The sequence below is a fragment of the Gemella sp. 27098_8_155 genome (genome assembly GCF_041433725.1).
Lineage (GTDB): Bacteria > Bacillota > Bacilli > Staphylococcales > Gemellaceae > Gemella > Gemella haemolysans_D.
On the sequence record NZ_JAPWCA010000008.1, the window covers coordinates 47107 to 70470 of the forward strand.

The following is a 23364-nucleotide window of genomic DNA, read 5'->3' on the forward strand; positions in this document are numbered from 1 at the left end:
TAAAACGATTGCAATATTGTATTATAAACTAAAAGGTAATTTAAAAATGAAAATAGGTAAATTTAGATATTTTAAAAAGGTATTAAAATTCATATTAGTGTTAATGTGTTAAATTTAGTATATAAATGATTAAATAAATATAATAAAAAAATAACTGAACAAATGTTTGTTTTTCTCTTATAAATGTTCTTTTTATTTGTGTTAGCCATGTTTTGTTGATATACAAGTTTGATTATTGTTTAAATGAAATAAAAAAATAATGGATTATTTTGAAAGTTACAACATTAAATTAACGAACAAAAATCTTTACAAGCGGTTTCATATGTGATACTATTTTAGAGAAAAGATAAATATTAAATTAACAGGAGGCTAATATGGCAAGTTTATCATTAAAAAATATTTATAAAAAATATGATAATGGTTTCTGTGCGGTAACAGATTTTAATTTAGAAGTAGCCGATAAGGAATTCGTAGTTTTTGTTGGACCATCTGGATGTGGAAAATCTACAACACTTAGAATGATTGCTGGTCTAGAAGATATAACTGAAGGAGAATTTTATATAGGGGATAGATTAGTTAATGATGTTGAACCTAAAGATAGAGATATCGCAATGGTATTCCAAAGTTATGCATTGTATCCACATATGACAGTATTTGATAATATGGCATTCGCTTTAAAATTAAGAAAAGTTCCAAAAGATGAAATTAAGGCCAAAGTAGAAGAAGCAGCAAAGATTTTAGGACTAGAAGAACTTTTAGATAGAAAACCTAAAGCACTTTCTGGAGGTCAAAGACAAAGGGTTGCATTAGGAAGAGCAATAGTTAGAAGTCCTAAGGTTTTCCTTATGGATGAACCTCTATCTAACTTAGATGCTAAACTAAGAAGTAATATGAGAGCGGAAATCATTAAAATTCATAATACTTTAGGTGCAACTACAATCTATGTAACACATGATCAAACTGAAGCAATGACAATGGCTGACAGAATTGTTGTAATGAAAAAAGGTGTAGTTCAACAAGTAGGAAGTCCGAAAGATATTTATGATCATCCTGAAAATCTTTTTGTAGCTGGATTTATTGGAGCACCAACTATGAACTTCATGAGAGGAAAAGTTGTAGAAGGTAACTTTATTACAAAAGATGGCGGGAATATTGAGATTCCTGTTGGATATTATGAAAAATTAAAAGAATTAGGATACGAAGGGAAAGAAGTTGTTTTAGGAATTCGACCTGAAAATATTTCAAATGATCCGTTAGTATTAGAAACTTATTCACATGCTAAAATTACTTCAAAAGTAATTGTGGCTGAGTTATTAGGTTCTGAATATATCGTTCATACTGATTTAAATGGAGAAAATATCAAAGCAATCGTACACTCAAGACAAAATATTAAAATGGGTGATGAATTAACTTTTGCGCTAGATATGAATAGAGCTCATTTCTTTGATGTAGATACTGAGCTTAGTATTTTAGATTAGTTTAAATAAGACGTCAAATTTTTAAAAACATAAAATAATAAGGAGGCTCATATTATGAGAAAAATAAATAAGCTGCTTGCTGTAGCAGCAACAACTGCACTTGTTTTAACAGGGTGTGTGGGTGGTAAAAAAGAAGAAAAACAAGCTGACCCGAACAAAAAAGTAGAAATTACTTATTGGGACTTCCCACAATTCACTAAAGATAAAGAATTTAAGAAAACTGAGGATTTCGATGCAGCTTTAATTAAAGCTTTCGAAGCGAAAAACCCAAATATTAAAGTAAATTATCAAAAAATAGAATTTACAGATGGGCCAGCTAAAATAGAAACAGCTATTCAGTCAAAAACTGCTCCAGACGTAATTTACGATGCACCAGGTCGTGTAATTGCTTGGGCAGCAAAAGATTTATTAGTTCCATTAGATGATGTTGATAAATCAAAATTAAGTGAAGCAGCAGTTAAAGCTTCTAGTTACAAAGACAAACTTTACATGTATCCACAAGGGGTAGCACCATTCTTAATGGGTGTAAACAAAGACTTAACTGACAAATTAGGAGTAACAGATCTTCTACCTCTTAACAAACAAGATAGAAGTTGGACAGTTGAAGAATATGAAAAATTCTTAAAAGCAGTTAAACAAAAAGATTCAAACATCACTCCAGCTTTATTCTATACTAAATCACAAGCAGGAGACCAAGGACCAAGAGCATTTGTAGCAAACTTATACAACTCTTGGATTACAGATGATGCAAACAGCAAATATATTATTAACGACGCTAACGGTGTTAAAGGTTTAGAATGGGTTAAAAAAGCATATGATGAAGGTTTATTAGGTCAAGGTGTTGCCTTAGAAGCTAAAGATGCTCTAGAAGCATTCAAATCAGGACGTGCAGCAACTACAATCTTATTCTCACCAGGTATCGCAGCATCACATGCATCAGGATTTAACTATAAATTCTTACCATTCCCTAACAATGGTGGAAAAGCTAAATATGACTACTTAGTAGCTGGACCAGCTATCTTCGATAATGGTGATGTAGATAAAGCAGCAGCAGCTAAAAAATTCGTTGACTTCATGGTAAATGATAAAGATTGGGGTAAACGTACTCTATTAGCATCTGGTAACTTCTCAGCTAAAAAAGGTGAAACAGGATTATATGATTCAGAAGAACTTAAATTCGCAGAAGGTCTAACAAGTCAATATGGAACATACTATAACACAATTCCTGGATTTGCTAAAATGAGACCACTTTGGTTCAATATGGTTCAAGGTGTATTAAACGGAAAAACTTCACCTAAAGAAGGATTAGATAAATTTGTTGAAGATGCAAATAAAACAATAAAAGAAGCATTGTAATTTGACGTATAAAGGGGGCTGCCCCAAAAGCCCTAAATTTTAACAAGGTTTATATGAAAACTCATAGACGCAGTGGTTTATTGATATCTAAATTCGCTTTATAAAATCTTTTTAGATATCTAATAAACTGTGCGGGGGTGACTCGACAAAATCGATTTCTTCGAAAATCACGATTTTTGAGTCACTCCCTTTTTAAGATAAAATAATAACTTTTTAGGAGGAGCTATGAAGACTACTAAGAAAAGAAAAAAAATAGACTTTAGTGCATATTTATTTATTTTGCCGGTTAGTGTATTTTTTATAACATTTGTTTTGGTCCCGATGTTACGTGGACTTCAGTTATCATTATATAGTTTTGCTAAGAAAAATCCAGTATTTGTAGGATTAAAACATTATTCAGATTTATTGTTCAGTGGAAATGGAGCAACAATCCACGAACCATTTATGAAATCTCTTATTAATACAGTTGTCGTAACTGTAGTTGCAGTACCGATAGTTGTATTAGTTTCAATATTTGTTGCGGTAACAATTTATAATAAGAGTGCTGTAGTAAGATCATTCTTCCGTGGAGTATTCTATATCCCAGCTATTTCTTCTGTAGTATCTGTCACAGTGGTTTGGGCTTGGATTTATCATCCAGAATATGGAATTTTAAACTATGTGTTTAAGTCTATGCACATAATTAATGAAAATGTCGATTGGTTAGGGAATCCAAAAACAGCATTATATGCTATTATTACGATTCTTATTACTACTTCGTTAGGTCAACCGATAATTCTTTATGTTGCTGCTTTAGGTAACGTACCAAAAGAATTATTAGAAGCATCTGAAATTGACGGAGCAACAAAATGGCAAGTATTTACAAAAATTACTTGGCCGCTTATTAAGCCAACAACATTATATATTGTAGTTGTAACAACAATTAACTCGTTCCAAATTTTCGCCTTAATTCAGTTATTAACAGCTGGGGGACCGAACTACGGAACAAGTACAATTATGTATTTAGTATATGAAGCAGCAATTAAAAACGGAAATCATGGTGTAGCTAGTGCGATGGGTATTATCCTTGCGGTGATTATTGGAATAATTTCTATCTTACAATTCAAGTTTCTATCTACAGACAATGATTAGGAGGATTTAGGATGAAAAGTATTAGTATTTTTAAAATAGTATCTATGATAATATTGATCGGATTAACTATATTCTTTATATTTCCATTCTACTGGATTGCATCGGGATCGTTTAAGTTACAAGATGTAGCAATAACAATTCCACCTGAATGGTGGCCGACATCTCCAACTTTGGAAAATTATAATAAGTTATTCACATCAAATACTCTAAGATGGTTTTTCAACTCAGTATTTATTTCAGTAATGACAACATTCTTAGTATGTGCGACATCTGCATTAGCAGGATATGCATTAGCTAAGAAAAATTTCCCAGGAGTTAAAGTAATTTTCATGGTCTTTGTTGCTGCGATGGCGTTACCAAAACAAGTAATTTTAATACCTTTATTAAACTTAATTACTGAATTTAACTTAATGAATACTTACTATGCATTGATTTTACCAGCGGTAGGATGGCCATTTGGAGTATTCTTAATGAGACAATTCTCACAAGCAATTCCAACAGAATTACTTGAATCAGCAAGAATTGATGGTTGCGGTGAAGTAAGGACATTTATGAACATTGCATTACCGATCATTAAACCAGGTATTGGTGCATTAGCAATCTTTACATTTATAGCTAGTTGGAATGATTACTTCTCACAATTAATCTTTTCTAACACACCTGATATGTCTACATTACCATTAGGATTAGCGGCGTTAGCACAAGGACAAGAGTTCTCTAATGACTATGGACTACTAATGGCAGGGGCATCATTAGCATCATTACCTATGATAATCGTGTTTATCTGTTTCCAAAATTACTTTACTCAAGGTGTTACTTTAGGAGCCGTGAAAGGATAATATTATGGAAAAACAACAATTATTAGAATATCTAAAAGGAGAAATGATAGTTTCTTGTCAAGCTTTACCAGGAGAAGCTTTATATAAAGAAGAAGGTGGAGTGATGTGTTTAATGGCACAAGCTGTAAAAAATGCAGGTGTAAAAGCTATCAGAGCTCAAGGTGTTTTAGATATTAAACAAATAAAAGAACAAACGAATTTACCGGTAATTGGTATAATAAAAAAATCATATGAAGGATATGCTTCTTATATAACGGCTACAATGGAAGAAGTAGATAAATTGGTAGAAGCTAATTCTGATATAATTGCTTTGGATTGTACAAATAGAGAACGAGGAGATGATAAAACTCCTAGTGAATTTGTAAAAGAAATTAAAGAAAAATATCCAAATGTCTTGTTGATGGCGGATATTTCTAATTTAGAAGAAGCAATTGAAGCGGAAAGAGCGGGAGTTGATTTTGTAGGGACTACTATGAATGGGTATACTCCATATACAGAAGACTCTAAACAATTTAATCCTAGCTTGGTAAGAGAAATCGTAGAAAATGTAAAAGTTCCTGTTATAGCAGAAGGTAAAATTCATACTCCACAACAAGCAAAACAGGCGTTTGAAGCAGGGGCGCATTGTATAGTTGTTGGTGGAGCGATAACAAGACCGCAAGAAATTGCAACAAGATTTTTAAGTGAGTTGAGATAATGAGTGTATTAGTTTTATTAGCATATTGGTATACCTATAGTAAATGGTATATACTTGGATCATGGTTTATAACACATATATTGAATATAGCATTTAAAAAGATATGGCTTTCTCCATTATTGATAAATGCTCTAGCATTAGCTGTATTATTCATTGGAATATATTATAAATTGATAGAGGGTCAAGAGGTTGGAGCATCTGTTCTTAATGTATATTTACCAATAGTGTTTTCAAGTATTGTAATGAATGTGCTCATTTTCACGGTTAGAAAAATTAAGTTAAAAGTAAAAAATTAAATTAGAGCTATTGATTGGTTTAAAGTTGGAAAATATTAACCTAGCTTAGGGCTAATCGATAGCTTTTTATTTATTATAATATTAATTTTGAAATTGCATTTCCATTTTTAATTAAAAATGAAAATCAATGAAAATATGAAATAATTTGATGTAAATATATTTTTTTTAAACTTATATTTGTATTTTTATAATTTTATAATATTTTAAATTTAGTAAATTAAATAAAAATATAAAGTTTAAGAAAATCTAATAAATTAAAGGTTTTCAGGTTTCTTTACTGTATATATCTGTTTATATTTGTAGATTTTTTATATAAAGAAATATAAACTCAGTTAATTTTTATTGTGTTTTTTAATGAAAATTGGTATTAAGTCAGTCTTTACGAGTGAAATATTTTGTTGATTTGAAGTTATTTCTGTTATATAATGTAATTAAAGTATTAATTATCTATTATTACTTTGTCTTTTAATAACAGGTTTCTTGTAGATGTATACAACATATTTAGTTATCTTAAGCAAATAAATTTTTTATTGTAAGGTGTAAAAAAATGAATTTAAGAAGAAAGACCTTAAAATTAATGGGTTCTCATATAGATATTCTTATTTTTGATAGCATTGATGCTGAAAATATTTTAGATGATGCTGTGGAAATGTTAAAGATGTATGAGCATAGATTTAGTGCAAACGATGATAGTTCTGAACTTATGGTTGTAAATCATAATGCAGGTATTAAAGCTGTCAAAGTTCATCCAGATTTATTTGATTTGATAAAAATTGGAAAACTTCACAGCTGTGCTCCTAATAGCTTTTTAAACATAGCTATTGGACCAATTGTGCAGACATGGAGAATAGGATTTAATGATGTCAAGGTTCCAACAAAACAAGAAATTGATAGTCTATTAGAAATAACAGATCCTAATCAAATAATTCTCAATGAAGAAGAACAATCTGTCTATCTTGCTAAGAAAGGTATGGCTATTAATTTAGGTGCCGTAGCAAAAGGGTATATTGCTGATTTAATGATTGAATATTTGAAAAAAAGAGGTGTAGACGCGGGATTAATTAATCTAGGTGGAAACGTGTTAACATTTGGTGATGCTAAGCATAATCCAGATTTAATGTGGCGCATAGGTATTCAAAATCCTGTGGAACCTAGAGGGAATCACTTATTTACTATAGGTATAAAAAATCAATCTGTTGTAACTTCTGGTATTTATGAACGTAATTACACAGAAAACGGAAAAACTTATCATCATATATTGAATCCGAAAACTGGTTATCCCGTTGAAACAAATGTAGCAGGTTTGTCTATAATTTCAACAGCCTCAGTGGATGGAGAAATTTGGACGACAAGACTATTTGGAAAAAATGTCGAAGATATTATGGATGAAATAGATAGTTTACCTGATATAGAAGGTGTTGTTGTAACAATTGAAGGTAAAATCTATTATACAAGCGGAGTGCTAGATAAAATAATATGTTAGCTGATAATATCTTGAAGAATACTGAAAATACTATTAATTTAAGGAGGCTCTATTAAAGTGGCTGAAGTAAAAAACAAAAAAAATGTTAAAAAAACAAGACAAGAAAATCTAGATACAAATAAAGTAGATAGTACAAAAAAAGAGAGAGGAAACAAAAACATGGTAAAATTAATTGGTCTAGTTGGTACAAACTCTAAAAAATCTACAAACCGCCAACTTTTACAATATATTCAAAAACATTTTGCAGGTAAAGCTGACATCGAATTAGTTGAAATTAAAGATCTTCCTTTATTCAACAAACCAGCTAATAAAGAATTACCTGAAGGAGTTAAAGAAATTGCAGCTAAAATTGAAGCAGCTGACGGAGTTATCATCAGTTCACCTGAGTATGACCACGCAGTACCTGCATCATTAATGAGTGCAATCGCTTGGTTATCTTATGGAATTCACCCATTACTTGACAAACCAGTAATGTTAACAGGAGCTTCATACGGAACTCTTGGATCATCTCGTGCACAAGCTCACTTACGTCAAATGATGGATTCACCAGAAGTTAAAGCACGTGTAATGCCAAGTTCTGAGTTCTTATTAGGACATTCTTTACAAGCTTTTGACGAAGCTGGAGATATTTCTAACCCAGAAACAGTAGCTAAATTAGATAGCTTATTTGCTGATTTCTTATTATTCATTAAAATTACTGAAAAATTAATTAATGCACATAAATTAGCTGAAAAAGAAATTGAAAACTTCTCTTGGGAAGATTTAAAATAGGATAGGAGTGTAGACACATGAAATTAGTAGGAATCGTAGGTTCAAACGCGGAAGTTTCTTATAACCGCAAATTAATGGAATTTATAGCAAAAGAATATAAAGATTTATTCACTTTAGAATTATTAGACATTACTAACTTACCAATGTTTAACCAAGATGAAGATCATTCAAGAGAAAACAAAGATTTATTAGTAATGAACCGTAAAATTTTACAAGCTGATGGTGTTATCATCGCTACACCTGAGCACAACCACACAATTACTGCATCACTTAAGAGTGCATTAGAGTGGTTATCATTCGAATTACACCCACTTGAAAACAAACCAGTAATGGTACTTGGAGCTTCATACTATGATCAAGGATCATCTCGTGCTCAATTACACTTACGTCAAATCTTAGACGCTCCAGGTGTTAATGCAATCGTATTCCCAGGTAACGAGTTCCTTTTAGGAAAAGCTAAAGAAGCATTTGATGCTGAAGGTAACTTAGTTGATGATCGTACAGTAGGATACTTACGTATGTGCTTAACTAAATTCGTTAAATTTGCTACAGTAGCTCAATCATTAGCAGAAAGAAAACCAACACCAAAAGAAGACTTAACAGCTAGTGGAAAATGTGATACAACAGTTGAAGGTGTTGATATGAATGATGATAACTGGCTTGAATTAGCAGCTGAGAAAGTTAATGCTGTATCTGGAGATACATATGTTAAACTTGACCGTGGTCTTTTAACAGTAGACCAACTTAACTACTTCTTAAACTCTATGCCAATGGAATTAACTTATGCTGATAGTAATAACCAATTCTTATACTACAACTACAACAAAGAAGATTATGAAATGCTTGCAAAACGTCGTCCTGGACAAGTTGGATGCTCATTAGCAGCAGTTCACCCAGATCAGCCAGAGAGAATACAAAAGAGTGTAAACTGGTTAGTAGGATTACTACGTTCAGGACAAATCGATGTATTCCGTACACACGTACCAACTCACGGACCAGACAAATACGTAGTGCACAACTATCAAGCAATGTACGATAAAAACGGTAAATATGCTGGTATCAACGAGTACATCTTAGACTTCAAACCAATCGTTGACTGGTACCTAAAACAAACTGGTCAATCATTAGTTAAAAATGGAGTACCAGTAGGTCACGGATATGCAGCAGCACCTGCAGCAGATGCAACAAGTGGAGCTTCAGATGCTGGACACGGTCATGCGGCAGCACCTGCACCTGCAGCAGCGCCAGCAGCAGACGCAACAAGCGGAGCTTCAGCATAATAATAGAAAATATTAAAAAAGGTTTAGGTAAAATTACCTAAACCTTTTTCTTTTTTGGGAGTATTTTTAGAGAAAAATAAGAAAAAACGAGTTATAATAGTAGTTAAGCACAATAAGTGCAAAATAATCTTTACTAAATACGGAGAGTTTGATATGAATAAAAATAATTTATTATCAAAGTTGTTTCATAGATACTTTATAGTCGCCTTAAATGGTATGGCATTAGGTTTGTTCTGTACGTTAATTATTGGATTAATTATTAAACAAATTGCTATAAATTTAAGTGGTGCACTATCTAGTTTTCTTATTGTTGTAGCTACAATTTCAATGGCTTTAACAGGGCCGGTAATTGGTATAGGGGTAGCGCATGCCTTAAAAGCACCTAAGTTAGTAATTTTGGCTTCAGGTGTAGTAGGTTTCCTAGGTGCTTTTGGTTCTAATCTTGGGACGAATCATCTAGTAGAACAAGGCAAATTAATTGTTACAGGATCTGGGGATCCGCTAGGAGCATTTATTTCTGTTGTTATAGCAGCAGAAATTGGTAGATTAGTTTCAGGTAAGACAAAGATTGATATAATAGTTACTCCATTCATTACTATTATAATAGGTGCAATAGTTTCATATTTCACAGGACCTTACTTGATTAAAGGTATGAAAATCTTAGGTACATTTATTAGAGAAGCGACGGAACTTCAACCATTTATTATGGGTATAGTTGTTTCGGTAGTAATGGGAATAATTTTGACATTACCTATAAGCTCTGCTGCGTTGTCGATTATTTTAGGATTATCTGGAATAGCAGCTGGTGCATCAACTGTAGGTTGTGCAGCACAAATGGTTGGTTTCGCAGTAATAAGCTTCAAAGCTAATCGTTGGAATGGACTTTTTGCTCAAGGGTTAGGAACATCTATGCTGCAAGTTCCGAATATCATGAGAAAACCCGTTATATGGATTCCGCCGATTGTAGCTAGTGCAATACTAGGACCTATTGCTACAATTGTTTGTAGAATGGAGAATAACCCTGCCGGTGGCGGTATGGGGACATCTGGACTTGTAGGGCAACTTATGACATGGCAAACAATGTCTAATCATGTTTCTCATTCGGTATTATTAATTGAAATTTTGTTATTACACTTTATTTTACCAGCAATAATCTCATATGCAGTATATTACTATATGGAGAAAAAAGGATTCGTAAAAGCAGACGATTATAAATTAGACTTATAAAATATTAAGAACTAGCTATTGTGAGTAGCTAGTTCTTTTTGTACTAATATTCTTTGTTGATAGTATTGGTTGGTGTTGAAGATAAAAATAGAATTAGGGTAAAATTATGAATTTTGATAAACATGGTCAAAACATGATTAAAGTAAAAAAAGAAGCCCCGTTACTGATGTAATAGGGCTTTTAAGCTTTTTCTTATTATCGTACTTCTTTAATACGAGCAGCTTTACCACGTAAGTTACGTAGGTAGTATAATTTAGCACGTCTAACTTTACCTTTACGTACAACTTCAATTTTTTCAACTTTTGGAGTGTGAACAGGGAATGTTCTTTCAACACCAACACCGTTTGAAATTTTACGTACAGTATAAGTAGCAGAGATTCCTCCACCACGACGTTTGATAACTACTCCTTCGAATTGTTGGATACGCTCACGTCCACCTTCAACGATACGAACGTGTACTCTTACTGTATCCCCAGCTTTGAATTCAGGAATGTCTGATCTTAATTGCGCTTTAGTAATCGCTTCAATGATTTTGCTCATTATTCTTTCTCCTTTTTTTACAAAATGTTCTTTATTAATGCTTGATTAACAGAGGAACATCGTAATTTAATGTTTTCACATCTCGACTATTATAACATTATTTTTTATAAATATCAATAGATAATTTAATAATTTTTTTATAAAAGGGCTTTTTCCCAAATGTCTTCTTTATATCCCAATAATAGAATGTCATTTTTAAAATCAAAGGCAAGTGGTCGTTTAATCAACATTCCATTTTCATGAAGTAGTTGAAGTGCCTCATCAAGAGATAATGTAGCCAACTTGTCTTTTAATCCTAGTTCTTTGTAAACCAGACCGCTAGTATTAAATAATTTTTTTAGCGGTAAGTCGAATGTTTCGATTATTTTTTTAAATTCATCTACTGTAGGTGTTTTTTCCTTTACATTGTAGTATGTTGCTTCAATATTATTTTCAGTTAAAAGTTTTTTTGCTTTTCTACATGTCGAGCATGTTGGATATTCATAAATGTTTAGCATATATTCTCCTTTCTATTGTAATCAGAAATTTCAGTAAAAATTTACTAGTCTACGATATTATAATACTAAATTTTTTTACTGTAAAGAAATCTGTTTAGTAGGAAAGTTTAAGAGTAAGCGGTTAAGTTAAAACATTAAATAATATGTGATATAATTATATTATAGGAATAAAGGAGAAATACTATGCAAAAAATAATTGTAAAAGATGTTTCTAAAGTATATGGTGAAGATAGCAATAAAGTTATAGCTAATGATGCTATTAGTTTTGACATTAATGAAGGAGAGTTTGTAGTGATTTTAGGTCCTAGTGGGGCTGGAAAAAGTACATTGTTGAACATTATAGGTGGAATGGATAATGCCAGTGAAGGATCTATTAATGTCTTTGGAAAAGAAATAGTTGGTTTGAATGAAGACGAACTTACAAAATATAGAAGAGAAGATATAGGATTTGTATTCCAATTTTATAATTTAATTCCAAATTTAACTGTTTTGGAAAATGTTGAATTGGCAGAACAAATAGTAAAACAGCCAAAAGATGCAATTGAAATATTGAAGCTTGTTGGTTTAGAAAATAGATTGAATAATTTTCCTTCGCAAATTTCCGGAGGTGAGCAACAGCGTGTTGCTATAGCCAGAGCAATAGCTAAGAACCCTAAACTATTACTTTGTGATGAACCGACAGGAGCTTTAGATTATAAAACTGGAAAGAATATATTAAATATATTAAAAAAATATAGTGTTGATGAGAAGAAAACAGTTATTATTATTACTCATAATAGCTCCATTGCAGAAGCAGCTGATAAAGTAATAGAAATCTATGATGCTAGAGTAAAAAGAGTAACACAAAATACTAATCCTAAAAGTATAGATGAGATAGAGTGGTAGTATTATGAAAGCAATAAATAGAGATATATTAAGAGAAGTCTCACGGACTAAGTCAAAATTCATATCGATAATGATAATAATGTTTCTAGGAGTTTTTATATTTGTAGGTTTGAAAGAAACTTCGCCTGCAATGGTAAATACTTATAATAAATATATAGAGCGCCATAAGATGTATGATTTGAGAGTAAGTCATAATTACGGTATCAACGAATCGGATATGAAACTTATCAATGATATGGATAATATTGATATAAGTGAGAGTTATTATATAAAAAAATTACAAATCACAAATAGTAATGAATTTGTAAATGTTGAGTCTATACCTGAAAAATTAGTTTTACCTAAGGTTGTTGAGGGGGCTTTACCTAATAATGAAAGTGAAATAGCTTTAGTAGAATCACTTCAAGGTAGTTATAAAATCGGTGATGAAATTTCTTTCGTTTCAAGTAATAATGATAGTAATACTTTGAAACAATTTAAATTTAGAGTGGTAGGTTTTGTACAAGGTGCGGATCATATAGAAGTATCGAATAATAATCTAGCTAATAAAGATTACTTTGGATATGTGAAAAAGGATGTCTTTAAGTTTGAAAATGTTAGTGGTGTCAATATTAAACTAAAAAATATTAATTATAAATATAGTGATAAAGATTATATAACTGAAGTTAATAAAACAAGAGATAATTTGATTGAGAAATTAAAAGTTCAACAGAATATTGATGAGAAAAACTATTTAGATAAAAATAATAAAAAATTAAATGAAAATGAGAAGGTTATAAATCAAGCCCAAGATCAACTAAATGCTGTTAAATCAAAAATAGAATTATTAAAAAATGTTGATAGTAAAAGTTATAATGAGCAAATAGAAAAACTAAATAAAGCTCAAAAAGAAATTGATGAAAATAAAAAACAATTGAATATAGCAAGAATAAGTCTTAAAGAAGAAAGTTATCCAAGGTTTTCAGTAGAGAATATTAGAGGGTTAAAAAATTATGCCCAGTTTATAGATTCTGCAAGTAGTTTAACTTTCGTTGCAAATGTTTTTTCTATATTTTTATTCGTAGTATCAATTTTAGTTTCACTAACTACTTTAACTAGGATGATTGATGAAAATAGAATAAATATAGGAACACTTAAATCATTAGGCTATAGTAATTATCAGATTTCTAAAAAGTATTTTGTGTATGGAGGTTTATCTACTTTAATAGGAACTATTTTAGGGATAATTGGGGCATATTTGGTGATTGTGCCGATAATATATAATTCTTATGCAAGGTTCTTTACCTTTAATACACCGGAGATAGTATACACTCCAAGTATACTTATCGCAGCTTTTGTTATTTCATTAGGATGTATAAGTTTAGCGATTTATATACCTTTAAGAAAGAATCTTAGAGAGAAAAGTGCGTACTTATTACGTCCTAAAGCACCTAGTAAAGGAAGTAGGATATTTTTAGAAAAAGTACCATTTATCTGGTCAAGACTTAGCTTTTTAAGGAAGGTAACCTTTAGAAATATTTTCCGTTATAAAATTAGAATGTTAATGACGATATTTGGAGTTGCAGGGTGTCTGACTCTTATGTTTATAGGTTTTGGTATTCGTTATGGAGTAATAAATATTTCTAATGAACAATTCAAAGTTATTAATAAGGTAGATATAGCAGCTACTTATAATCCGTATATAGATAGTGTAAGTGTAGAAAAACTACAAAAAGAGATTAGCGAGGACAAGAATGTTAAAGCTAATACAAAAGTAAATATTCAACTTGCAACTTTTGAGAGTAATAATGAAATTATAGACTCTGCACAGTTAATAACAGTCGATAAAAATGATTATAAAGATTATATTACTTTGAAAGACCGTGGTGATAAAAATATAAATATACCTGAAAATGGAGCTGTAGTTAGTGAAAAATTGGCATACTTACACAAGTTGAATAAAGGAGATAATTTTACTGTCGTTGTAAATAATAAGGAATATACACTCACAGTAGGAGAGATCAATAAAAATTACTTTGGACATACAATATATATTAATAGAGATTATTATGAATCTGTGTTTAATAAACAGTATAAAGATAATACATTTTTAGTACAAACTACAGGTGGAAAAGAAACTGTAGAAAATATAGTAAGTAACCTACATAATAATAAGGATATAGTAAATATAAGCGATAATTCAAAAATTCAAGAGATATTGGATAATTTTATAAAAGGGATTGATATTATAGTTGCGGTAATGGTAATTTGTTCTTTAACGTTAGCGCTTGTAGTATTATATAATTTAATAAATGTAAATGTTTCAGAGAGAATAAGAGAATTATCAACGATAAAAGTTCTTGGATTTTATCCAAGTGAAGTAACTATTTATGTATTTAGAGAAATTTTTTACTTAAGTGCGGTAGGTATTATCTTAGGTAACTATCTTGGCTATAGGATGTACTTGAAAATAATATTGGAACTAGCGGGGCGTGATATGATGTTTAGTAGTAAAGTGCCATTAGTTGTGTATTTATTGGCGTCTGGAATTACAGTATTAATTACAATAGTAGTAATGATAGTAATGCATAAAAAATTAAAAAAAGTAAACATGGTAGAAGCTCTGAAAGCAATAGAGTAGAATAGGAGAAAGAAATGGCAATTATAATAAATGACGAAGCGAAAAAATTATTAAAAGAAAAGAATAAAAACTATATATTAGTATCACTATTTCAACAATCTTGTTGAGGTGGCGGAGTAAATAAAGTTATCGGGGTTTCGATAGCAAGTAAATTCGATAAAGAATTATATTCAAAATATATAGTTGATGGAATAGATGTTTATATTGACTATAGATTAAATATAGGAGAAAATGTAGAAATAGGTGTAGAAAAATTCCTATTTATGAAATATTTTAACCAAGTGGGAATCACTTCTTAATTAATACAAAATTGATTATTATAGTAGTAATGATAGTAATGCATGAAAAATTAAAAAAAGTAAACATGGTAGAAGCTCTAGAAGCAATAGAGTAGAATAGGAGAAGAAAATGAAAATTACAATTAATGATCAAGCGAAAAAATTATTAAATGAGAAAAATAAAAAACACGTGTTAGTATCTCTGTTTCAACAGTTTTGTTGAGGTGGGAGAGTAGATAGAGCTGTCGTGGTTTCGATGGCTGATAAATTTGATGCACAATTGTATTCAAAATATGTAGTAGATGGAATAGATGTTTATATTGATAACAGACTAACTACAGATAATGAGGTAGAAATTTGTACAGAAAAATTCTTCTTTATGAGACAGTTGAGTCAAAAAGGAATAGATATTTAATAGTATAAAAGCAACTAGAGGTGAATGTTTTATCTCTAGTTGCTTTTGTTTATTTTAATATTTAGTTAGAAGCAGAACTAAGTTCTTCTTCTTTTTTATGTTTGTCGTTATAGATTTTTTTCATGATTCCGATAACGATTGATAATGCGAATAAACACATTAATCCGATAAATAAGTTTCTAACACCACCTGATAATGTACCACCTACATATGAATAAACGATAGTTGCAGGTAATTGTCCAACACCTGTAGCTATAAAGAATCTCCAGAAACTCATGTTTGTTAAACCTGCTGCATAACTAACAAAGTCGAAAGATACGAATGGTAATAATCTACAGATAAGGATAGCTTTGTCTCCATATCGTTCGAAGAATACGTCGATACTAGCCATTGCACCTTTACTTGTAAGTTTTTCTACTACATCACGTCCTAGTCCGCGGGCGATATAGAAGCACAGTGCTGCTCCAAGCATAGCTGTAGACCAAGATAAAGCAGCGCCAGCAACCCAACCGAAGATTGCTGCGTTAGACAATGTGATTAAGAATGCTGGAATAGGAGCGGCGATTGATTGAAGAACCATAAGTACTCCAGAAACAACGGCAGCCCAAGCTCCCCATCCACGTAAATATTCGATTACTGCATTTGTATCGAATTGTGATAGAGTGGCAAATGCTGTGTTAATACCAGTTTTAAAACTTGGTACTGTGAAATAAACTACAAAGAAGATTGCGAAGCAAGCAAGGGTAATGTATCTAACTTTTTTACGTTGTGCTTTTAATTTTTTCTCTTCTTCTGGATCTACTTCTCTTAAGTCACTAAGTTTTACTTCTGTTTGTTTTAGTGCTTTAAGTTCGTCTTTAGTATAAACTTTTTGGTATTTAGATAGTGTTAGAATAATATAAAGGTTTATTAAGTTAACAATAATAACACCAATGATGAACGGAGTTCTAATTTGATTAAGTGATCCAGCATGTAGCACTTCACGAGCTATATATAGTAAAGTTTTAGTTTTACCAGAAAATATAGCCATAAGAAGTATAATAGCTTCTATAATGAAGAATGTGTATTTTCGATTGATACGTTTAAAATATAATCCTGTCATTATACCGTAAACAGTCCAAACAAAAATTACAAGACTTTGATCGGCTAGCATTTCAAACTGTGTAAAGAAGAACAGTAAGAATGCGAAGAAGTAACCAACAGCTATACCAACACTTGTGAAATAGAATAATAATCTTAAGCGTTTCATTTATTTTCTCCTTGTATCATAAATAGGGGAGCGACACAAATTTATAATTTTTGAGAAATTATAATTTAAAGAGTCGCTCCTTTAATAGTATATAAATATTTGAGGGGTTTTTATAAAAGAAAATTAAATATTTATATGCTATTATGAATATATATAAACATCTTACGTAGTTGTAATAATTAATATAGTTAATTATTATTTTTTGATGCTGTAAATTACTGCTGCATAAGTTCCGTCTTCTGGTAAAATATCTTCATTACCAGTAAATTTCACTTCTTTACGAGTTTCAACAGCTCCATAAGTGTAAGTAGTATTTGAGATAATTCCAACTGGGCAACTATCTAGACAAGATAAACATCCTGTATTTTTGTCGATTGCACGCTCTAAGTTACCACCGAAGCGGAAATCAATTTGTTTTCCATTACTATCTTTTACAACTTCATTGATATCATATTTTTTCTTGGCACCATTCCAAGTAATTTCTGCTTTGATTGGAGTTCCTTCTACGTGAGTAGTAGTTGCATTATTTGGATTCATATTATTTCCAGGTTTTGCACCAATTTCAATTAAAGCGTTGTAGAATTCTTCTGGTTTAGCAAATGCTGTAAAAATTGATTTTGCACCATTTGTACCACTTTGTTCTACAGAGTTATGTCTTGTAGCTTCATCGAAGTATTTACCATTAATTTTTGTAAGAACAGTAATAGTACCTGCTTCTTTATCTACTTTTATTGGTTTATCTAGTGATACTCCAGCTACATAGTCAGCTGGTTGATTTGAATTTTGTGAAGTTGAATTAGATGAACTACTGCATCCAACAGCAGTAAATGCTAATCCAGCAGCCATAAGGACTGATAATAATTTTTTTGGTTTCATGAACGAATCCTCCTTATTCTATAATTTTATTATACATTTGTATTATAACATTTATATAAAAAGGTAACAATAATCTATAAGAATTATATTATAAATTTAATTTTAAAGGTTTAAAATATTGAAAGATGATATAAAAAATATTTTTCTATTTTGATAAAAGATATGCTGAAAAATTAAAAAAATATAAATTTATTGAATAAATAAATTAACATAATTTTTATATTCTAAATTATAATTACGAGAGGAAAATAAATAGATTTTAATTGATAAATGTTATCGATTGAGAATTGATTTAAATTATTCAAGATAGTAACTATAATTATTAGCTTAAAAACTAAAAATATGGTATAATATTTTAGTTATAAACAATTTCGATAAGATTTTTGTTGAAAATAAGTAAAAAATAAGAAAGAAAGGAGAAACTATGTTAATTCAGCTAAATAATATAACGAAGAATTTTGTAGTAAATGAAATTTTTTCGAATGTAAAGTTGGAAATCAATGATAAAGATAGGGTTGCAATAGTAGGAAGAAATGGTGCAGGGAAAAGTACTTTACTAAAAATAATAGCAGGGGCAATTAGTTTCGATAGTGGAGAAAGAACCATTTCAAAAAATACGACAGTTGGATATTTATCACAGGAATTTATCGTGAGAGAAGATTTGTCGATTTATGAAGAAATGATTACTTGCTTTGATGAGATAATTACTTTGGAAGCAGAATTAGAGAAATTGTCTTTTGAGTTAACTCCGGAAAATATTGAGAATGATCCAGCATTACTTAATAAGTTTGATAGGTTACAAAATAAAGTATTAACTCATAAGGATTATCATTACAAGAGTAAAATAGAAAGTGTACTTTATGGATTAGATTTTACAAAAGAAGTCTTTGATAAGAAAATTAGTACTTTTTCAGGTGGAGAGAAAACAAGGCTATCTATGGCGAAATTGTTACTTAGTGAGCCTGATTTACTAGTTCTAGACGAACCGACTAACCACCTTGATATGGAAAATGTAGCATGGTTAGAAAACTATTTATCAGCATACAATGGTGCAATAGTAATTGTAAGTCACGATAGATATTTTTTAGATAAAGTTGTTAATGTTGTATACAACTTAGAATTTGGTAAGCTTAAGAAATATGTAGGTAACTATTCTAAGTTTTTAGTACAGTATGAAGAAGATTATGAAAAACAACTAAAAGAATATACGAGCCAGCAAAAAGATATAAAGAAATTAGAAGAATTTGTTCAGAAAAATATTGCTAGAGCATCAACTAGTAAGATGGCTAAGAGTCGTCAAAAAGTATTAGATAAGATGGAACTTATAGATAATCCGAAAAAAGATGATAAAGCAGCAGGGATAGAGTTCTTAATTAAAGAACAAAGTGGTCGTGATGTTCTGACAATTAGCGATTTACAAGTTGGTTATAATGGAACTAAAGTAGGTCAAAGTTATAATCTTGCTGTGTATAAAGGAGATAGAATAGCTGTTGTTGGAAGAAATGGTATAGGAAAATCTACTTTAATAAAAACAATAGCGAAGAGACAAAAAGAAATTGCTGGAAATGTTCAATATGGTAGCAAAGTGTCGCTAGGATACTATGATCAAAAACAAGCAGAATTTGAATCTTCAAAAACGATATTAAATGAACTTTGGGATGAGTATCCTTTAATGAAAGAAGCGGAAGTAAGAACTGTTCTTGGTAGATTCTTATTTAGAGGTGATGATGTTCTTAAGATAGTAAGAGATCTTTCTGGTGGAGAAAAAGCGAGATTACAACTAGCTAAACTAATGTTAGAAAAGAATAATTTATTAATATTAGATGAACCGACTAACCACCTTGATATTACTAGTAAACAGGTGTTAGAAGAAGCTCTTAAAAATTACGAAGGAACTATTGTATTTGTAAGTCACGATAGGTACTTTATTAATAAGATAGCCAATAAGGTATTAGATATTACTGATAATGGTCATAATATGTATTTAGGGAATTATGATTATTATTTAGAAAAAAGAGAGCAAGAGAGAATAGCTCAACAATTAACGAATAAAGAAGTAGAGGTTGTTGAAGTAAAAGAAACTAATAATTATATATTAGATAAAGAAACTAAGCGTCGTGTAAGAAAATTAGAAAGAACACGTGATGAGTTGATGGAAAAGATCGAAAGTTTTGAAGAAGAAATACTAGCGGTTAATAATGAACTTGCAAAAGAAGAGGTCTATACTGATATGATAAAAACACAAGAGTTTAATGAAAAACTAAAACAATTAACAGAAGAAGTTGATGAATTAAATAATTCTTGGTTAGAAATTGAAGAGGAATTAGAAAGTATTAATGAATAGTAAAATTAAAATAACAACATATGTTGATGCTGAAAAAATTCATGAAGATTCTCATGTGGGGATACATATTGAAGAAGCCACAAGTGAGAAAATAACTTATAGTGATAAAAATAACAAAAAAATAGAGATTTTTATTGACAAAATAAAAGAAAGTGTTAGTATAGAAAAAGACGATTCAAAAATGTACTTAGCATATACGAAAACAAGTAATGACTATAGTACACAATATGGTCAGATGAAATTGGAGACACAACTTGTAAAAATAAGTAAGATGGCAAAAAATAGTTTTACTTTGTTTGAGATAGTGTACAATATATATTTCGGAAAAAATGACAAACAGCAAAATAAATTGAAAATATTAGTGAAAAACATTTAGTAGGTAATTAGGAGGAATTTTTGGTGAAAAATAAAATAGTAGAATTAATACAAAATTCTTTAGCCAAATTAGAAATTGATGGAGTAGATATTCATGTAGAAACTCCAAAAAACACAGATAATGGAGATTTTTCTTCAAATGTAGCGATGCAATTAACAAGAGTTTTACGTAAAAATCCTAGAGTTATTGCCGAGGAAATAATTAGTAATATAGAAGAAGATGAAGCGGTAGAAAAAATTGAAATAGCTGGACCAGGATTTATTAACTTTTTCGTTAAAAAATCAAGTCTAGGTAGTGTTGTTGGAAAAATCTTAGAAGACGATTTTAAATATGGTGAAAACAACATTGGACAAGGTAAAAAAGTTCTTTTAGAGTATGTATCAGCTAACCCAACTGGAACATTACACGTGGGGCATGCTAGAAATGCTGCATATTCTGATTCATTAGCAAGAATAATGAAAAAATCAGGATATGATTTATCTCGTGAGTATTACATCAATGATGCAGGTAATCAAATTAACAACTTAGTTATTTCTGCAATTGTTCGTTATAAACAAGCGTTAGGTATGGATGCACAGATGCCAGAAGATGCGTACCACGGTGAAGATATCAAAATTCTAGGTCAAAAACTAAAAGATGAATTTGGAGATTCATTATTAGAAAGAGAAGACTTAAATGAGTTTATTCGTGAGTATGCAGTTGCATATGAAATGGAAAATATCAAAAAAGATCTTGGAGATTTTGGATTAGAGTACGACGTGTTCTTTAGTGAAAAATCATTATATGAAAAAGGTCTTGTAGATAAAGCATTAGAATCTTTAAGAGAACAAGGGTTTGTTTATGAGAAAGATGGCGCTTTATGGTTGAAAACAACAGCTTTAGGTACAGGTGATGATAAAGACCGTGTATTAATTAAAGCAGATGGTTCATTAACATATTTAACTAGTGACATAGCGTATCATAAAAATAAATTAGATCGTGGATTTGATTTGTTATTAGATGTTCTTGGTGCAGATCACCATGGTTATGTAGCTAGACTTAAAGCTAGTATAGTAGCTATGGGGTATAAAGCAGATCAATTAGAAGCGTTAATTATGCAAATGGTACAACTACTTAATAACGGTGAAGTTGTGAAAATGAGTAAGAGAACAGGTAAGGCAATTACACTTCGTGATTTAATCGATGAGGTAGGAGCTGATGCTGCTCGTTACTTCTTAGTAATGAGAAGTGCAGATAGTCATTTAGATTTTGACTTTGCAGTAGCGAAAGAACAATCAAGTGATAACCCACTATACTATGTTCAATATGCTCATGCTAGAATTTGTTCAATCTTACGTCAAGCAGCAGAACAAGCTGAATATGATGTTAATAATTGTGATTATGAATTATTAACTGATGAGTATTCAGTTGATTTATTGAAAAACTTAGCATATTATCCAGAAATAGTAGCACAGGCTGCTAAAAACTATGAACCACATAGAATTTGTAATTATTTACAAAGTCTTGCAAGTTCTTTCCACAAATTCTATAATAATAATAAAGTAATAACTGAAAATAAAGAGCAAACTCAAAGTTATTTAGCATTAATTACAGCTGTTAAAATAACTTTAAGAAACGCTTTAGACTTAATCGGAGTATCTGCTCCAGAGAAAATGTAATAAATAAAAAAGAAGGGAATCTAATATAAATGGTAAAGTTAAAAGATTTAAGTACAGAAAAAATTAAGGAAATGTCACTAATAGATTTATGTTATGCATATATGGTAGAAGAAGGAATTGAAAAATTAAATATTTATGATTTCCTAGACTATATTAAACCATTAAGAAATGTTGATGATGAAGAATTTACAGCGCAAGCTGCGTACTTCTACACTGATTTAAACTTAGATGGAAGATTCGTTTGTGTAGAAGATGGAAGCTGGAAATTAAGAGATAGTTTATTTGTTGAAGACATTAAAAACTTTGTTGAACCAAGTGTTCAAAAATTTGAAATTGATGAAGAAGATGATATTGAAGAACTTGGAGATGAAGAACAAGAGGATATCCATGATGAAGTAGACGCTCTAATTGAGGAAGAAGATATGGAAGAAACTGAAGATGTCTATGATTTTGACAATGATGGAATTGTATCGAAATTCAATATCTCAACTGAAGAAGAAGAGTTTTAATAAAAGAGCCGGAAGGCTTTTTTATTTTATAAGTCTTATTAGTTGCATATACTTTTTAAATAAAGTATAATGAAGAAAGTCAATAAAACATATAGTAAAAATTGTAATACAGGTTCTAAGTTTTTTAAGTGAATAACACAATATCACATTTATTTTATTTATTATCTTTAACAGCAAGAATACGATTGATTATTGATAATAAAAAAATATAAAGGAGATTGTAACTTATGAAACAAGGTACAGTAAAATGGTTTAACGAGGAAAAAGGATTCGGATTTATCGAAGTAGCAGGAGAAAAAGATATCTTCGTTCACTTCTCAAGCATTAAAAAAGACGGATTCAAAACTTTAAAAGAAGGCGATAAAGTTGAATTTGAAGTAGAAGATGGTGCTCGTGGACCACAAGCAGCTAACGTAGTTGTTCTTTAATTAGAAATATGAGAAAGCTATAATTAGACTTTTATGTCTAGTTATAGCTTTTTTTATTTAAAATTTTATAAGGTGAAAATACACAAAAAGAAAATATGAAAACGAATACTATAGATATTGAAAAATACTTC

The 23364-nt window shown here is 30.4% G+C and carries 21 protein-coding genes; 17 read left to right on the top strand and 4 right to left on the bottom strand.

The window, feature by feature from the left end; translation table 11 throughout:
* The first annotated feature begins 374 nt into the window (after positions 1 to 374).
* From O5Y44_RS04965 to O5Y44_RS05005, 9 genes are all read left to right on the top strand, one after another.
* Complete coding sequence (locus O5Y44_RS04965; RefSeq protein ID WP_316447100.1) at positions 375 to 1478, top strand: ABC transporter ATP-binding protein; 1104 nt, start codon at positions 375 to 377, stop codon at positions 1476 to 1478.
* A gap of 54 nt (positions 1479 to 1532) precedes the next feature.
* Positions 1533 to 2834: an ABC transporter substrate-binding protein gene (locus tag O5Y44_RS04970; RefSeq protein ID WP_271965480.1), complete on the top strand. Its 1302-nt coding sequence runs from the start codon at positions 1533 to 1535 to the stop codon at positions 2832 to 2834.
* Positions 2835 to 3059: 225 nt separating this feature from the next.
* Positions 3060 to 3965 carry a carbohydrate ABC transporter permease gene (locus tag O5Y44_RS04975; protein ID WP_271965479.1) on the top strand — a complete coding sequence of 302 codons (906 nt, stop codon included), beginning with the start codon at positions 3060 to 3062 and terminating at the stop codon, positions 3963 to 3965.
* A gap of 11 nt (positions 3966 to 3976) precedes the next feature.
* Complete coding sequence (locus O5Y44_RS04980) at positions 3977 to 4804, top strand: carbohydrate ABC transporter permease (protein ID WP_003147885.1); 828 nt, start codon at positions 3977 to 3979, stop codon at positions 4802 to 4804.
* A gap of 4 nt (positions 4805 to 4808) precedes the next feature.
* Positions 4809 to 5501, top strand: coding sequence for an N-acetylmannosamine-6-phosphate 2-epimerase (locus O5Y44_RS04985; RefSeq protein ID WP_271986685.1), 693 nt, complete (start codon positions 4809 to 4811; stop codon positions 5499 to 5501).
* Positions 5502 to 6344: 843 nt separating this feature from the next.
* Positions 6345 to 7280: an FAD:protein FMN transferase gene (locus O5Y44_RS04990; protein ID WP_271986684.1), complete on the top strand. Its 936-nt coding sequence runs from the start codon at positions 6345 to 6347 to the stop codon at positions 7278 to 7280.
* A 57-nt stretch (positions 7281 to 7337) separates the two neighbouring features.
* Complete coding sequence (locus tag O5Y44_RS04995) at positions 7338 to 8051, top strand: NADPH-dependent FMN reductase (RefSeq protein WP_003147880.1); 714 nt, start codon at positions 7338 to 7340, stop codon at positions 8049 to 8051.
* Positions 8052 to 8068: 17 nt separating this feature from the next.
* Positions 8069 to 9331, top strand: a complete 1263-nt coding sequence (locus O5Y44_RS05000) for an NAD(P)H-dependent oxidoreductase (RefSeq protein WP_371465652.1) — start codon at positions 8069 to 8071, stop codon at positions 9329 to 9331.
* 153 nt (positions 9332 to 9484) lie between these two features.
* Positions 9485 to 10558 (top strand): PTS sugar transporter subunit IIC, encoded by a 1074-nt coding sequence (locus O5Y44_RS05005; protein WP_316447098.1) that lies wholly within the window; start codon positions 9485 to 9487, stop codon positions 10556 to 10558.
* 195 nt (positions 10559 to 10753) lie between these two features.
* Here O5Y44_RS05005 and rplS read toward each other — a convergent pair whose 3' ends face one another.
* Complete coding sequence (gene rplS / locus O5Y44_RS05010) at positions 10754 to 11098, bottom strand: 50S ribosomal protein L19 (RefSeq protein WP_003147874.1); 345 nt, start codon at positions 11096 to 11098, stop codon at positions 10754 to 10756.
* Positions 11099 to 11235: 137 nt separating this feature from the next.
* Positions 11236 to 11595, bottom strand: a complete 360-nt coding sequence (locus O5Y44_RS05015; RefSeq protein ID WP_271965536.1) for a Spx/MgsR family RNA polymerase-binding regulatory protein — start codon at positions 11593 to 11595, stop codon at positions 11236 to 11238.
* A 183-nt stretch (positions 11596 to 11778) separates the two neighbouring features.
* Here O5Y44_RS05015 and O5Y44_RS05020 point away from each other — a divergent pair, with 183 nt between their 5' ends.
* From O5Y44_RS05020 to O5Y44_RS05030, 3 genes are all read left to right on the top strand, one after another.
* Positions 11779 to 12480 (top strand): ABC transporter ATP-binding protein, encoded by a 702-nt coding sequence (locus O5Y44_RS05020; RefSeq protein WP_316447097.1) that lies wholly within the window; start codon positions 11779 to 11781, stop codon positions 12478 to 12480.
* A gap of 79 nt (positions 12481 to 12559) precedes the next feature.
* The gene (locus O5Y44_RS05025) at positions 12560 to 15100 is read left to right on the top strand and encodes an ABC transporter permease (protein ID WP_371465654.1); all 2541 of its coding nucleotides are present in this window, start codon (positions 12560 to 12562) and stop codon (positions 15098 to 15100) included.
* A gap of 534 nt (positions 15101 to 15634) precedes the next feature.
* The gene (locus O5Y44_RS05030) at positions 15635 to 15793 is read left to right on the top strand and encodes a hypothetical protein (protein ID WP_271965532.1); all 159 of its coding nucleotides are present in this window, start codon (positions 15635 to 15637) and stop codon (positions 15791 to 15793) included.
* Positions 15794 to 15854: 61 nt separating this feature from the next.
* Here the strand turns inward: O5Y44_RS05030 and O5Y44_RS05035 are convergent, their stop codons facing one another.
* Together O5Y44_RS05035 and O5Y44_RS05040 are read right to left on the bottom strand one after the other, a co-directional pair.
* The gene (locus O5Y44_RS05035) at positions 15855 to 17042 is read right to left on the bottom strand and encodes a TVP38/TMEM64 family protein (protein WP_271986678.1); all 1188 of its coding nucleotides are present in this window, start codon (positions 17040 to 17042) and stop codon (positions 15855 to 15857) included.
* 195 nt (positions 17043 to 17237) lie between these two features.
* Positions 17238 to 17918: a YdjY domain-containing protein gene (locus O5Y44_RS05040; protein WP_271965530.1), complete on the bottom strand. Its 681-nt coding sequence runs from the start codon at positions 17916 to 17918 to the stop codon at positions 17238 to 17240.
* Between the two features lie 424 nt (positions 17919 to 18342).
* Here O5Y44_RS05040 and O5Y44_RS05045 point away from each other — a divergent pair, with 424 nt between their 5' ends.
* The 5 genes from O5Y44_RS05045 (at position 18343) to O5Y44_RS05065 (ending at position 23233) form a co-directional block, all read left to right on the top strand.
* On the top strand, positions 18343 to 20262 hold the full coding sequence (locus tag O5Y44_RS05045) for an ABC-F family ATP-binding cassette domain-containing protein (RefSeq protein ID WP_271986677.1): 1920 nt from the start codon (positions 18343 to 18345) through the stop codon (positions 20260 to 20262).
* Positions 20255 to 20638 carry a hypothetical protein gene (locus tag O5Y44_RS05050; protein ID WP_271986676.1) on the top strand — a complete coding sequence of 128 codons (384 nt, stop codon included), beginning with the start codon at positions 20255 to 20257 and terminating at the stop codon, positions 20636 to 20638. The genes O5Y44_RS05045 and O5Y44_RS05050 overlap by 8 nt, the downstream gene beginning before the upstream one ends.
* Positions 20639 to 20661: 23 nt before the next feature.
* On the top strand, positions 20662 to 22296 hold the full coding sequence (gene argS, locus O5Y44_RS05055) for an arginine--tRNA ligase (protein WP_371465656.1): 1635 nt from the start codon (positions 20662 to 20664) through the stop codon (positions 22294 to 22296).
* 29 nt (positions 22297 to 22325) lie between these two features.
* Complete coding sequence (gene rpoE, locus O5Y44_RS05060; RefSeq protein ID WP_271965526.1) at positions 22326 to 22805, top strand: DNA-directed RNA polymerase subunit delta; 480 nt, start codon at positions 22326 to 22328, stop codon at positions 22803 to 22805.
* A gap of 227 nt (positions 22806 to 23032) precedes the next feature.
* A complete protein-coding gene (locus O5Y44_RS05065; RefSeq protein WP_003144740.1) occupies positions 23033 to 23233 on the top strand; it encodes a cold-shock protein in 201 nt (66 codons plus the stop codon).
* Positions 23234 to 23364: the final 131 nt, after the last annotated feature.